This window comes from Kineosporia sp. NBRC 101731 (assembly GCF_030269305.1).
GTDB lineage: Bacteria > Actinomycetota > Actinomycetes > Actinomycetales > Kineosporiaceae > Kineosporia.
Genome location: NZ_BSTC01000001.1, coordinates 904433 through 917891, shown reverse-complemented (window position 1 = coordinate 917891; position 13459 = coordinate 904433). Strand labels below are relative to the sequence as shown.

Sequence of the window (13459 nt, the reverse complement as noted above, 5' to 3'; positions counted from 1 at the left end):
ACCGGCCGACAGTAAGGATTGCCAGCTCTACCCGCCCGGGGAGGTCGAGGACATGGTCGTGGTCGCCACCGCGCCGGTCCGCGACCTCCCCGGCCCGGTTTCACCCGACTCCGTCTCCTTCGACGAGATCGTGCACGGAACAGGCCGGGCGGCTGGGCTGAGGCTCGGTGCGGGCTGTGGTTCTGGCACTGGTTCTGGTGGTGAGGGGCAGGCAACTCCGGCCGTCACCCTGGTGCCCGACGGCCCTGCCGCCCACTTCCGCAGAATCGTCGGAGTGCTCTCGTATCAGATCGGGAATGTACTCAGCACAGTGGCTTTCGCGTTGTTCCTGTTCCTCGCCGTCGGACCCCACCTGTTCCCGTACCAGACCATGACCATGCTGACCGGCAGCATGGTGCCCACGATCAACCCGGGCGACGTGGCCGTGGACACCCGCACCTCGATCTACGACCTGAAGCCCGGCGACATCATCACCTACCGGATCCCGGTCGAGGATCACCGCATCGTCAGCCACCGCATCATCACGGTGACCACCGAGACGAACGGCAGCGTCACCGTTCAGACCAAGGGCGACGCGAATCCCTCGAACGACCCGTGGACCGCCAACTTCACCAGCGGCACGATGTGGCGGGTCGACACGGTGATCCCGAAGATCGGTGAGGGCATCCGTTTCTTCCGCGAGCCGGGGGTCGCCCGGGTCACCGTGTACGTGGCACCCGTCGTCGGCGCCGTCCTGGCCCTCTCGATCATCTGGACACCGCGCCGGCGCAGCAACAAGCAACCCGACCCACACGACATCCAATACCACCAGAGCCCTTTCGCGAAGGAACCTACCCGATGACCGCCTCGCTGAGTGGCCTGCGCCGCCGGCCGATCCTGATCGCCCTGGCCGCGATCATCTTCGTGCTGCTCGCGCCGCTCCAGGCCCGGGCGGCGTTCCAGATCACCGCCGTGGCGAGCACCACGGCGAGCACGGCCACCCTGGCCGCCCCGGCCACCATCTCGGTGACCGCGGACAACAGCACCTGCGGCATCATCATTTTCGTTCAACCCACGATGAAACTCACCTGGTCCGTGACGACGTCGATCTACGCGACCGGATACGTCATCACCCCTGTCCTGAACGGAACGCCCCAGACCGCGGTCAGCATCTCCGGGCGAGCCACCACGACCTGGACCGTGAACGTCGTGCGCAACGGCCTGTTGACACCGAACACCTACCAGTTCCGGATCCAGGCGGTCTACAGCAACTGGACGAGCGCCCCGGTCACGACCGGCTCCGCGAACTGCCCCTTCCTCTGAAGTTCCCCCCAACCCTCCGTGATCACGAACAAAAAGGTGAGGGACGTCGTCCCTCATTTCGTAGAGGGAGCAACGACACTCACCTCAAATGGGGGACGACGCCCCCCACCTCAGTAGGTGGTGGGCAGGCCGGCGTGATGTCCCGACGACTGGGCCGGGTCGACCGGGGCCATCCGGTAGCCGATGCCGCGCACGGTCTTGATGATGGGCAGGCCCGCTCCCGCGACGTCGGCGAGCTTGCGGCGCAGGTTGCCGATGTGGACCTCGACCACGTGATGGTCCGACCACTGCCCGCCCCAGACGATGTTGAGCAGGGTCTCGCGGCGCCAGACCCGGCGCGGGTTCCCGGTCATCGTGGCGAGCAGGTCGAACTCGATCTTCGTGAGCGGGAGCTCGGTACCGGCGTAGGTCGCGGTGCGCCCCTCGACATCGATGGCCAGGTGCCCGTGCCGCAGGAGACCGGGGTCGTCCTCGTCCGCGCCGGAGAGCATGGAAGGGCCCCAGGGCGGGACGTCGGGCACAGTCTCGCCGCCCGGCACCGCATAGACGTGCCGGCCCTCCGAGGAAGTGCTCTGGAGCGGGACGCTGTGCCGGGGGGCCGCGTCGAGATAGCTGCGACGGCCGAACACCAGCTCCTCGCCGGGGTCCCTGGACCCGGTGCGGGCCACGCGCCGCGGTCGGCGGAACATCGCGGCGACCCGGGCCTGCACCTCGCGCGGACTGAACGGTTTGGTCACGTAGTCGTCCGCACCGGTGGCGAGCCCGACCAACCGGTCGGCCTCGTCGGAACTCGCCGTGATCATCACGATGTAGGCGTCGGTCAGTTCCCGGATCCGGCGACACACCTCGACCCCGTCGAAGCCGGGAAGGACCAGGTCGAGGGTGACCAGGTCGGGATTGTGCTCCCGGACGCGAACCACCGCCTCGTGCCCCGTCGTCGCCTCGAAGACCGTGAATCCGGTCGACTCCAGCGCAGCGCGCAGAATCATCCGGACCTCCGGGTCGTCGTCCACGATGACGGCAGTTCTCACCCCCTCCATCATGCGCTGACCTTCGCCCCGGTTCCGGCCCAGGTGTAGGAGGTACCGCCGGTTCAGCCCGATCGGCCCTGGAGTCGTCACCCTCCGCACACGTATGAGCCGGCAGATGGGTGAGGAATGGCTTACCTCACCTGAAAAGCGTTGTTAGACAATGAAAGAAGAAATGTGGTGTGATTCCGCCGTGTCCACTGGGCCGCATGGCGGCGAACCTCATCCCGGCTCCCGTCTGAGCCGGCTGAACTGGCTGCGCGCCGGTGTGCTCGGCGCGAACGACGGCATCGTCTCCACCGCTGGCCTGGTGGTCGGCGTCGCGGGAGCCACCGACGACCGTTCGGCCATCCTGACCGCCGCGGTGGCCGGCCTGGTGTCCGGAGCGGTGTCGATGGGGCTGGGTGAGTACGTGTCGGTCAGCAGCCAGCGCGACAGCGAGCGCAGCGTGCTGGCTCAGGAGATGCGTGAGCTGGAAGACGATCCCGAAGGTGAACTGCAAGAACTGGCGGGATTTTACCGGCAGAAGGGCCTGAGCGAGCAGACCGCGCAGCAGGTGGCCGTGGAACTGTCGGCACATGACGCATTCGCGGCCCACGCCGATGCCGAACTTCACCTCGACCCCGGCGCACTCACCAGCCCTACGGTGGCCGCGGGCGCGTCGGCCCTGAGCTTCACCCTGGGTGCGGCTCTGCCCACGCTCGCCATTGTGCTGCCGCCCCTGCAGGCGCGGGTACCGGTGACGTTTCTGGTGGTGTTGCTCGCGCTGGCGCTCACCGGTGGGGTGAGTGCGACGCTAGGCGGTTCCGGGCGGCGCCGGGCGATCGTGCGGGTGGTGGTCGGCGGCGCCCTCGCCATGGTGGTCACCTACCTGGTCGGGAGCCTGGTCGGCACCACCCTCTAGGACACGCCCTAGCCGTTGAAGAACGAACTGCGCAGCATCGCCCGGAATCTCAGCAGCTCCTCGGCCGTGGTGGACGGGGACAGCGGCAGTGGGTCGGGCATCCAGTCGATCAGCAGCACGTGACCGGCCTCGTGCGGCTGCGGCACCCGGCTGACCGCGCAGATCCAGGCGATCACGTCGGCCGCGTTCTGCGCGGTGCCGGAACTGATGCCGATCGCCTCACCGCTGCGGTGCAGGCCGAGCACCACCCCGCGGGCGCTGCCGGGCTGGTGCAGCCCGGGCAGGTGCAGGTACGACCCGAGGATGTCGGCCACCTGCCCCTGGGCCCGCACCTGCACGGCGTCGGGCCAGACGTGCGGGGCCAGGTCGGCCAGCAGCGCCGGGTCGAACCGGAAACGGCCGCCGTTGGGCGTGAGCATCGCCTCGATCACTGCGCCACCACCACGATCCCGGGGATGGCCAGCCGGTCCATCCGCGCCTGCACCGACTCGGCCACCCGCTGGTCGCTGACCACGACCTCGACGGCGCGGAACGGGTTACCCGGATAGTTGACCACCGTGGTGAATTCGATCAGCCGGCGGTCGAGTTCGAGATCGGCGCGGTGCCGCACCATGTCGGGCAGCACCGACGGAAGGCCGGCGGAGACCTGCCACGACGAGCCGCCGGAGTACCAGAGGCCGAACACGCACAGCCCGTACCGCAGCGAGCGTTCGGTGGTGCCGGACGACCAGATCTCCGGCCGACCCGACACCCGGAACTCGTACCGGCCGCACTGCTGTACCCGCCACCGTGCCCCCTCTCCCTCGGGCTCCGGCTCGTAGCGGTCGAGACCGTTCAGATGAGCCGTGAACTCCCGTTCGGCATCCGGGCTGAGTGGGGAGAGCAGGCGGCCGTCGGCCAGTTTCAGTGCCGGCAGCTCCTCGCCCGGCTGACGCCGGCGCACCGCGGGGAGCACGTCGGGCTCATCGTCCTCGTCATCGATCTGGACCTTCCCGGCCCGGATCTGACGGCGGCGCCGCTCGATGAACGATCGCGGGTCGGCCCGGAAGTCACCGATCGCCGCGCGGATGGCGCTGCCGGAGGGATGGGTCTCGGCACGGCTCGGCAGGGTGCCGGCGAGCAGACAGGCCAGATCGACGATGGCCCCGGAAAGTCCGGTACCGCGGAGATATTCACCGATGGACGCGCGTCCCTGAGGAACCGGGCGGCGGCTCAGGAAGGTGTTGCGGTAGCCCAGGGCCGACCAGTCGGCGGCACCGGCCAGCAGCACCAGGACGGCGACCAGCTGCACGATCCAGAACGTGCCGGCGAAGCCGTCCGGACCGGGCCGGCCCAGGGCATCGGCGGGCCAGGCGGCACCCGGCAGCTCCCCGGCCGGCCCGGTCAGGCCGGTCAGGGGCCGGTCGTCGATCTGGCCGGCCCAGTACGGCCCGAGCAGCGCCACGGTGGCGGCCAGCACGAGCAGACCGGCAACGGCGGACAGCCGGTTCCGCAGCAGGGCACCCCGGGTGGCGGGGTCGGCGGCCAGCCCGATCGCCTCGGCCCGCACCCAGCGCACCATCACCCCGGCGGCCCGGCCCCGGCTGATAGCCGTCCAGCGGGCGGCGCCGGAGCCCCGGCCGCTGCGCCGCACGGCGGCGAACACCACACCCAGGTCGCGCCCGGCGAAGGCGACGACCGAACAGGCGGTGGCGACCAGCCAGACCAGGGCCGTGACCGTGCGGGTCTCACTGGTCCCGGCCCAGCGGGTGGCCCGCCCGGCCCAGGAGTCGGCGGCCTGCACCGGGTGGAAGGGGTGGGGAATCGGGTCGGGTTCCAGTTCGGCGGCGTTACGCAGCCGGCCCGCGTCGACCAGGAGGGCGAGCCCCATCAGGGCGACCAGGAACCAGCCCAGGGCCGCGCCCTCGAGACCGGCCCGCCAGCCCGCGACCAGTTCCGGCGGCACCGAGGTGGTGTCGGCGCCCAGGGTGGCCACGGTCTGCGCACTGACCGCCAGCCACCAGACCAGCAGGGGCAGCAGCGCGGTCAGGCCGAGCCACAGCAGCCGGCCGGGCAGCGAGAGCGAAGCTTTGTTGGCGTGCCGGCGGGCCGCCACCGCGAAGCCCAGCGCACCACCACCCAGCCCGGTGAGCACCTGCTGCCCCGGAAGACCGGGCAGCGCGCCGGCGAACAGACTGAACGAGAAGCCGGGCGCGGTCTGTGGCACCAGCAGCGTGTAGGTGAGCTCGAACCCGGCACCGAGCACGACCCCGGTGAGCAGCCAGTCGGCCATCGAGAACCGCCGGGCCCGGGTGGGTGCCAGCACGGCGAGCAGGAGCAGCGGGATGAGCAGCAGGGACTGCTGGGCGACAGCGGCCATCACCGATGCGTGCGCCGCCACGGGCAGTGACGACCCCAGGGTCTCCTCCAGCCCCCAGGCGGCCAGGCCGACGAGCACGGCCCAGGGCACGGAGCCCAGCAACAGGAGCACCACGTACGACCACGACACGGTCTTGGTGCGGGCCGCGACGAACCAGAGCAGCACCACGTAGGCGGCCCACAGCAGGGCCAGGGAGCCCGGCCGCACCCCCGGCACGAGGGCCGCGGCGACCAGCACGGGCAGGGCCGTCCAGCCGGCCAGCGACCGTGCGATACCGATTCTGCCTCGGGGTTTCTTCCGGGCCGCGGCCTGCGGGCGGGACGCCCGCGGGGTTCTGGACGGCGTTCTGGAGGGGCGCGAAGGACGCACGTCAGAAGTGACCGGGGAGACCGGTGCCCCGGCGAGTACCCCGGGAGGACGGCGCATGGTGCCCATGGCGCGATGACGCTCCTAATCCGAACCGACCACCAGATGACCGCCGACGTCACCCGGCGGAAGGACGATTCTGGCGTATCGGCATGGGCCGTGGCCATTGCGTCACTGTGCGTGCCCGTATCAGCACCCCGGGGAACCCGTCCGTCATCCCGCAAGTAACCCTGGAGGATCCGCTGAATCATGATCGGCTCCCTGGGGTGACCACCTCGGGTCGGCGCATCACCCTGGGGTCTGACCCTGATCCGCCCCGGGTCCTTGGTCTCTAGCGTTTTCGGTGTACTTCCACGAACTTCCCGGAGGCCAGAGCCATGACCGTTCTCGACGTGATCGAAGAGACCGACCGCCGGCGGCTGTACGCGGCCGGCGCCGAACGCACCGTCTCGGACCTGGTCCTGGCTGCCCGTCGCGGTGACCGGCGGGCCTACGAGGAGCTCGTGGAGCGCCACCAGCGCCAGGTCTGGGCCGCAGTGCGCGGCTTCCGGCTCAGTGAGGCCGACGCCGGTGACGCGGTGCAGATGACCTGGCTACGCCTGGTCGAGAACCTGAACCGGCTGAACGACCCGGAGCGGGTCGGGGCCTGGCTCACCACCACCGCCAAGCGCGAGTGCCTGCGCCTGATCCGCCGCCGGGGTCGTGAGGTCGGCACCTCGGACGAGTTCTTCGCCGCGGTGCCGGACGAGTCCAACCCGACCCCGGAGAAGCAGGTCACGGACGACGCGATGACCCAGGTGCTCTGGGACTTCGTCGACGAACTGCCCACCCGTGGCGCCCACCTGCTGCGCGCGGTGACCGGCTCGGACCGCCCGGCCTACGCGGAGATCTCGAAGGAGACCGGGATGGCCATCGGCAGCATCGGCCCGACCCGGGGGCGGTACCTGACCCGGCTGCGTAAGCGCCTCGAGGAGTCCGGCCTGGATGCTCAGGCCTGGCGCTGAAAACGTTTCGTGGGGGCGCGCGGGGCACCGTGGAGGGTGTGATCCCGCGCGAGCAGGGGGAGAGGGACGTCGACGGGATCAGGGGCCCGTCGGCGTCCCTCATTTTTTCGTTCTGTGCCTTTACTGCTTTTACTGCTTTTACTGATGGACGACGCGGGTCACCCGGGCGCGTCGGCGAACTGGGCGATGAGCTCGGCCCGCGAGCGCAGCCCGGTCTTCCGGTAGACGTTGCTCAGGTGGTACTCGATCGTCTTCTGACTCAGGAACAGCGCTGCGGCCGCCTCGGAGTTACTGGTGCCGCGAGCCACGACGAGCGCGACCTGTAGTTCCTGCGGGGTGAGTTCGGCCGCGATACCGGTGCCCCGGGCCAGGGTCTCACCGGTGGCCTTGAGCTCGTTGCGGGCCCGGCCGGCCCAGCTGGGGGCGTCGAGCTGCTCGAAGATCTCCAGGGCCTGACGCAGGTGGGTACGGGCCTCGGCGCGCTGGCGGCCCCGGCGCAGGCGCTCGCCGAAGTAGAGCAGCGTGCGGGCCCGCTCGAAGGGCATCGGCAGCCGGTCGTGCGCGGCCAGGGCCAGCTCGAAGGCCTCGGCCACCGGGACCTTCCCGGTGGCCAGGAGGCCCCGGCAGCGCCAGGTCCGGGCGATCAGCAGGTCGGAGCGGCAGCCGGGCGGGGCCTCGTCCACGGCGATCTCGTCGAGCAGGGCCTGCGCGTCGTGGGTGCGGCCGGCCCGGGCGTAGGCCTCGACCAGGTCGAAGGCCCAGGGCACGATGCTCTGGTCTTTCGTGTGCACGGCGACGGGCAGGCGGCCGGTCTCCTCCAGGCGGGCGACGGCCTCGTCCAGCTCCCCGTCGCCGAGCGCCAGGAGGCCCAGCACGTGGGTGGTCTGGAACAGCAGCCCGGTGGCCTCGTAGCGGCCCAGCACGTCGTTGGTCAGGTCGATCATCGTGTGCGCGGCCTTGGCCCGGCCGTGCACGGCGTGGTTGCGGGCCACGAAGTAGAGGCCGTAGACATTGGCCTGCCGGGTCTCCTTGGCCAACTCGACACTCTCGTCGGCGTAGGCCTGGGCCTGACGCCAGCGGCCCTGCCGGAAGGCCAGCTCCGAGGCGATCGAGAGCGCCTGGGGCAGCACGCCGAGCGCGCCGTTGGCCCGGGCCTCGGTGATGATCGCGTCGAGCAGTTGCTCGGCCAGGGGGTAGTCCTCCAGCCACATCGCGATGAACGCGGCGTGCGCGAACTCCTGCGCCCGGGGCAGGGGCGGGACCTCCAGCAGCAGCGGCACCACCTGGGACAGCAACGACTGGCCTTCCGCCCGGTGGCCGTTGATGACCAGCGAACCGCTGTAGGCCACGGCCGCGACCAGCTGGGCCACGCCCTCGGTGCCCTCGCTCAGCTCGAACGCGCGCTGGGTGGCGGCCAGCAGTTCGACCGGTTCACCGAGCATGAAGTGGGCGATCGCGGCGTCGGCGTACATCAGCGAGGCGCGGGCCGCGTCGACCTTCTCCGCCTCGTTGGCGCCGTCGATCATCTCGGTCAGGCCGTCCCGCGGAAGCGCACGCCACATCCGCACGTAACCGCGCATGTGCCGGATCAGGGCGCGCAGCTTCGGATCGGTGGTGAGGGCCAGGGCCTCGTCGAGCAGCGGGATCATCTTCCCGGTGCGTCCCGCCAGCTGCCAGCACCGCGCCGCGCGCAGCAACAGGGCGGGCCTGGCGGCCGCCGTGCCGAACCGCGCCGCCTGCTCGAAAGCTTTAGCGGCCTCCCGGTTTCCGCCGCGGAAGCGGGCCCGGGTACCGGCCTCGGCCAACAGGGCGCTGACCTGGTCGTCCGGCGGGAGCGCGGCCTGGGCCAGATGCCAGGCGCGAGCGTCGGCGGCGGCCTCGCCGGGCACCTGGGCCAGCGCCTGGGCCAGCGCCGAGTGCGCGGCGGTGCGCTCGTGCAGGGTGGAGGCGGAGTTGAGCACCGACCGCATCAGGGGGTGCCGGAAGTCGACCTGCTCGTCGTCCGCGAGCAACAGGCCGGCGTCCTCGGCCGGGGCGAAGTCGGCCAGTTCCAGCCCGATCACCCCGGCGGCCCGGCGCACCACGTCGGTGCGCCCGCCCCCGGCGGCCGCCACCAGCAGCAGGGCCTGGCGGGTGCGCCCGGGCATCTGGCTCAGCCGGGCGGCCAGCGTCTGGGTGAGCCGGGACGACTGGGCGGGCACCGTGGGGCCCCCGGCGACAGGCCGGCCCAGCGCCCCGCAGAGTTCCTGGATGCCCAGGGGGTTCCCGGCCGTGTCCGAGTAGATCTGCTCGATCTCCTCGGGCGAGGCGGAAGGACGCAGCACATGGCAGAGGTCGCGGGCGTCGGACTGCCCCAGGCCCGACACGGCCATCTGCGGGAGGCCCGCGTACTGCCGGTCGAGGGCGCGCTCGTGGGGTGCGCGATCGGGTTCGGTGCGCAGGGCGACGAGCAGGCCGATGCCGTCGTTGGCCAGGCGCCGCCCGGCGAACAGCACAGCCTCCCGGGAGGAGACGTCGAGCCACTGCAGGTCGTCGATCACCACCAGCAGGGGCGTGTCGGCGGCCGCGGCGGCCAGCACCCCGACGGTGGCGGCGCAGACGGAGAACCGGTCACCGGCCACCGGGGGGCCGAGGGAGAGCGCGCTCTGCAGGGCTGCGGCCTGCGGCGGCGGGAGCACCTCGAGCAGCGGCAGCACCGGGCGGATCAGGTCGGCCAGGCCGGCGAAGGGGATTTCGGACTCGGATTCGAAGCCGCGCACCGACAGCACCCGCATGCCCTTGGCCTGCTCGTGCGCATACCCCAGAAGGGTGCTCTTGCCGATACCGGCCTCGCCATGGATCACGAGAGCCGCCCCGCGGCCTTCCCGCACGCCGCTGAGCAGTTCGTCGATCACCACTCGTTCGGTGATCCGCCCGAATACCATTCGCCGAGTCTATGTGAGGATTCAAACTGGTTTAGCACGTTCTGAGCCCTGGGTGCGCCCCATCGGGTGATGTGAATACCCCAGGGTCCAACCCCGAAGCGGACCGTCCGCCCGCCCCCTAGCGTCAGGGGGTCGGGCCTTTCTTCCACTACCGGTATTGCGTTCGGTAATTACATGAACACTCTACGGTGATCGGCCCGTCAGGACGAGAGCAATCCGGAATTCATTTCCCAAGGAGGGGGCCATATGTGGTCGCAACAGGACGGCGACCCGGTGGCACCGGTCGGCAGGCTCCAGCGCCTGAGCGCCGGGCTCGGTCACGGGGCAGGGACGCTCGAAGACCATCCGGATCCCACCGATCACGGAGAACTCGACATCATCGCCGCCAACCGGTCCGGCCGCGCCACCGGGCTGACCACCTTCACCCCGCTCCCCCGTTTCTGGTCCCCGCTGGTGCGCGCCGTGCTGCGGCTGAAGTCATGGTCGGGCCCCGACAGCACCCTGCGTCGGCTCTCGTTCATCCACGTCGCGTACTGGGTGATGGTCGACCGGTTCCCGGGCGAGTCGCGGAAGCGCCGGTACAGCTACCTGATGTTCGTGAGCAATTTCAACGGCTCGTGGCTGGACTACATCGACGTCTTCTCCCGGGCCACCCCGCAGAAGATGGTTCTGCTCTGGGGCTCGGCCTTCGGCTTCCCCGGGCCGATGCCGCCCCGGCCGTTCACCGATTACATCCGTGGCAACGACTGGCGGCTGGCGCACTACTTCTCCGCCTATCCGGGCGCCACGGCCACCGAGATCGCGTCCGCCCTGCGGGTGCGCGCGGGGCTGACCGAACGTCTCCCCCGACCGCAGGAACTCGACGACGCGCAGCTGGTGCGCGCCTGGCGCGGCCTGCTCGCCGACGTCCAGCGCGACCTGTAGAACTTTTCGCGAGCTTTTACGGAGCCGAGCCATGCCCACTTCCCCCACTTCACCCACGTCCCTTGCCTCACCGACGGCCCGGAAACCCCACCGCCTTCTGGGCCGTGTGCTCCCGGGTGCCCTGGTGCGCCGCCTGCCCCCCGGGCTGGTGCACGAGTACATCAATCCGCCCCGTGGCTCGCGGCAGCGCGTGATCACCGTGCTGGCCCGGGTGCCCGACGACGCCGTGGTTGCGCTGCAGCGCAACCTGGCCCGGATCCGGGGTGGGTCCAGCCCGTTCCTCGACGTGCCCGGCACCCACTTCGCCCGCCTGGCCGTGATGCCGAGCCACGAGTTCCGCCCGCAGGCCCGGCCCGACCGTCACCGGATGGGCCGGGGCGCCAAGCTTCTCGACCTCGTCATGCACGGCGGGCGGCCGCAGGAGGTGGACCGGCCGGAGACCTCCTACCTGCTCTTCACCGCCAGCTACGACGGCGCGGGCCACAGCGCCGCACACGACCAGGCCGACTACGCCGAACGGCTGCGCGTCGGCCTGGGCGAGCGGGCCGACGAGATCTGGCAGCTCTGCGAGGGCTACCCGGGCCGGGCCGACCGCGAGGCCTTCGCCCGGTTCCTCGAGGAACACAGCCTGCGCTCGGGGTACGTGTTCTCGGCCAGCGACGCCGAGCCCTCGGTGGAAGACGTGCGCAACGCCCTGGAGGTGCGCCGGAGGGTGGCCGCGCTGGCGGTGGAGACCGACGGCCTGACCGATGCCGAGCTGGCCGTGCGCCTGCGGGAGGCCTGGGAGGCGGCCACCGCCGAGCCCGCCCACGACCGGCCCGATCGGCCCCGAACGCCCCTGGACGAGACCTCCGCCGAGAACCTGCTCAGCACCCTCGACGACGACCTGGCCGACCTCACCCCGGGCGACCTCAGCCTGCCCGCCACCCGTTACGGGCACCGCAAGTCCGACCGGGTGCGCACGCCGGCCGGCGCCCTGCCCCTGCGCTACCCCGAAAAGCGACCCGTACCGGCCCAGGCCGATCCGGAACGGGGCACGATCCAGCGGCTGGGCACCGGCGCGCAGCTCACCGATCCCGACCTCACCGACGTCCAGAACCTCGTCACCTCCGGCTACCCACGTCACCACGCGGCGCGTCACCTGATGCTGCGGGTGACCGACTCCGCCTCGGCGCGGTCCTGGCTGGGCCGGATCGTCGACGAGATCCCCACCGCCGGCTGGGCCGAGCACCTGGTGGACCGGCTGGAACGTGACGTGGAGGGCGCCGACGCCGGTACCCCGACCCAGAAACGGCCCAGTTCACCTACTTTCGCCGTGCACGTGGCCCTCAGCTACGCGGGCCTGCAGGCCTTCGGCCTGCCGACGGCCGAGCTCACCGGTTTTCCGGCCGAGTTCAGCGCCGGTATGGCGTCGCGCGAGGCCGGCCTGATCCCCGGAACCGGCACCGACACCTGGCAGGGCCCGTTCACCCAGACTCAGGACCTCCACCTGCTCCTCATGGTCTCCGCCCCGACGCACGAGGTTCTGGACGCCGAACTGGCCTCCCGGCCGGGCCTTCTCCCGGACGAGAGCTCGGGTCTGGTCGTGCTCGACACCGTCGAGGCCGGACGCATCGCCGACGCGCCCGGCCCGGACGGTGCCCGCGCCGCCGGGTTCCGGGAACACTTCGGGTTCGTCGACGGCCTGTCCCAGCCCCGCGTGCACGGCGTCACCACCGGCCGCCACACCGCCGAACTACCGCCCGGCGAAGCGCTTCTGGGCTACCGCGACATCGACGGCGACACGGCCGGCGCGAACCTGGCCACCAGCGTCGGCCTGAACGGCAGTTACCTGGTGTGGCGCAAGCTGGAGCAGGACGTGGCCGGTTTCGAGGCCCTCACGCAGGACCTCGCCAGCAACCTGGCCTCCCGGGTGCCCACCGGTACCGACCCGAAAGAACTGGCGGCGGCCAAGATCATGGGGCGCTGGCGCGACGGCACCCCGATCACCCTGTCCACCGACGGCCCGCGCCCGGCCCTGGCGAAGTCCACCTTCGACTACCAGGCCGGCGACCCCGAGGGCTTCGGCTGCCCGGTCGGCGCCCACGTGCGCCGGGCGAATCCCCGCGACTCCCGCCCCACCGACCCCGATCCCGACCGCATCGAGGGTCGCAGTGCCGAGCTGGAGGGCACCCTGGCCCTGCGGCACCGCATGCTACGGCGCGGAATTCCCTACGGGAAGCCGGTTTCTGCCCAGCTCTGGGCCGGGGAACCCGCCCCCTCCGACGCCGGCGACCACGACGAGCGCGGCCTGCTCTTCGTCGCCCTGGTCGGCGACATCCACCGGCAGTTCGAGTTCGTGCAGGCGCACTGGATGAGTGACGGCAACTCCTTCCGCCTGGGCGCCGACCGCGACGTCATCTCCGGGGCCGCCCCGAACGGCTGCAAGTTCGTGGTCCAGGGCCCCAACCCGGCGTTCGTCGAACAGCCGAACCAGATCGTCACCTGCCGGGGCGGGGAGTACTTCCTCCTGCCGGGCATCAAAGCCCTACGCCGCATAGCCGCCGGCTAAAAAACCCTCCGTGATCATGCAAAACCTCCCCGGAGTTCTAGAACTCTCAGCGTCAGAGTTCTAGAACACTGGGGAGTGGGGGCACCTCCCGGCCGAA

Annotated in this window: 10 protein-coding genes; 6 read left to right on the top strand and 4 right to left on the bottom strand. The window is 71.0% G+C overall.

Going from position 1 to position 13459, the window contains the following annotated elements; all coding sequences use genetic code 11:
* Positions 1-52 precede the first annotated feature (52 nt).
* Together QSK05_RS03990 and QSK05_RS03985 are read left to right on the top strand one after the other, a co-directional pair.
* Complete coding sequence (locus tag QSK05_RS03990) at positions 53-841, top strand: signal peptidase I (protein ID WP_285594005.1); 789 nt, start codon at positions 53-55, stop codon at positions 839-841.
* Positions 838-1302: a hypothetical protein gene (locus tag QSK05_RS03985; RefSeq protein ID WP_285594004.1), complete on the top strand. Its 465-nt coding sequence runs from the start codon at positions 838-840 to the stop codon at positions 1300-1302. Before QSK05_RS03990 ends, QSK05_RS03985 begins: the two co-directional genes overlap by 4 nt.
* Positions 1303-1412: 110 nt before the next feature.
* Here the strand turns inward: QSK05_RS03985 and QSK05_RS03980 are convergent, their stop codons facing one another.
* Positions 1413-2342: a response regulator transcription factor gene (locus QSK05_RS03980; protein ID WP_352300238.1), complete on the bottom strand. Its 930-nt coding sequence runs from the start codon at positions 2340-2342 to the stop codon at positions 1413-1415.
* Positions 2343-2505: 163 nt separating this feature from the next.
* On the opposite strand from QSK05_RS03980, the gene QSK05_RS03975 reads away from it, so the two are divergent.
* Positions 2506-3234 carry a VIT1/CCC1 transporter family protein gene (locus QSK05_RS03975; RefSeq protein WP_352299869.1) on the top strand — a complete coding sequence of 243 codons (729 nt, stop codon included), beginning with the start codon at positions 2506-2508 and terminating at the stop codon, positions 3232-3234.
* Between the two features lie 8 nt (positions 3235-3242).
* Here the strand turns inward: QSK05_RS03975 and QSK05_RS03970 are convergent, their stop codons facing one another.
* Positions 3243-3665, bottom strand: a complete 423-nt coding sequence (locus tag QSK05_RS03970) for a hypothetical protein (RefSeq protein ID WP_231487145.1) — start codon at positions 3663-3665, stop codon at positions 3243-3245.
* Positions 3662-6028, bottom strand: a complete 2367-nt coding sequence (locus QSK05_RS03965) for a hypothetical protein (protein ID WP_285593996.1) — start codon at positions 6026-6028, stop codon at positions 3662-3664. The genes QSK05_RS03970 and QSK05_RS03965 overlap by 4 nt, the downstream gene beginning before the upstream one ends.
* 308 nt (positions 6029-6336) lie before the next feature.
* Here QSK05_RS03965 and QSK05_RS03960 point away from each other — a divergent pair, with 308 nt between their 5' ends.
* On the top strand, positions 6337-6963 hold the full coding sequence (locus tag QSK05_RS03960) for an RNA polymerase sigma factor (RefSeq protein WP_285593995.1): 627 nt from the start codon (positions 6337-6339) through the stop codon (positions 6961-6963).
* Positions 6964-7121: 158 nt separating this feature from the next.
* Here the strand turns inward: QSK05_RS03960 and QSK05_RS03955 are convergent, their stop codons facing one another.
* Complete coding sequence (locus QSK05_RS03955; protein ID WP_285593993.1) at positions 7122-9887, bottom strand: helix-turn-helix transcriptional regulator; 2766 nt, start codon at positions 9885-9887, stop codon at positions 7122-7124.
* A gap of 246 nt (positions 9888-10133) precedes the next feature.
* On the opposite strand from QSK05_RS03955, the gene QSK05_RS03950 reads away from it, so the two are divergent.
* Together QSK05_RS03950 and QSK05_RS03945 are read left to right on the top strand one after the other, a co-directional pair.
* On the top strand, positions 10134-10811 hold the full coding sequence (locus tag QSK05_RS03950) for a hypothetical protein (RefSeq protein ID WP_285593992.1): 678 nt from the start codon (positions 10134-10136) through the stop codon (positions 10809-10811).
* A gap of 124 nt (positions 10812-10935) precedes the next feature.
* Positions 10936-13362 carry a Dyp-type peroxidase gene (locus QSK05_RS03945; protein WP_285593990.1) on the top strand — a complete coding sequence of 809 codons (2427 nt, stop codon included), beginning with the start codon at positions 10936-10938 and terminating at the stop codon, positions 13360-13362.
* Positions 13363-13459 lie beyond the last annotated feature (97 nt).

Excerpts from the sequence above, each read along its gene's own strand:
- QSK05_RS03965 (WP_285593996.1), bottom strand. The coding sequence starts at position 6,028 with ATGGGCACCATGCGCCGTCCTCCCGGGGTACTCGCCGGGGCACCGGTC.
- QSK05_RS03960 (WP_285593995.1), top strand. The coding sequence starts at position 6,337 with ATGACCGTTCTCGACGTGATCGAAGAGACCGACCGCCGGCGGCTGTAC.
- QSK05_RS03955 (WP_285593993.1), bottom strand. The coding sequence starts at position 9,887 with ATGGTATTCGGGCGGATCACCGAACGAGTGGTGATCGACGAACTGCTC.
- QSK05_RS03985 (WP_285594004.1), top strand. The coding sequence starts at position 838 with ATGACCGCCTCGCTGAGTGGCCTGCGCCGCCGGCCGATCCTGATCGCC.
- QSK05_RS03975 (WP_352299869.1), top strand. The coding sequence starts at position 2,506 with ATGTGGTGTGATTCCGCCGTGTCCACTGGGCCGCATGGCGGCGAACCT.
- QSK05_RS03980 (WP_352300238.1), bottom strand. The coding sequence starts at position 2,342 with ATGGAGGGGGTGAGAACTGCCGTCATCGTGGACGACGACCCGGAGGTC.
- QSK05_RS03990 (WP_285594005.1), top strand. The coding sequence starts at position 53 with ATGGTCGTGGTCGCCACCGCGCCGGTCCGCGACCTCCCCGGCCCGGTT.
- QSK05_RS03950 (WP_285593992.1), top strand. The coding sequence starts at position 10,134 with ATGTGGTCGCAACAGGACGGCGACCCGGTGGCACCGGTCGGCAGGCTC.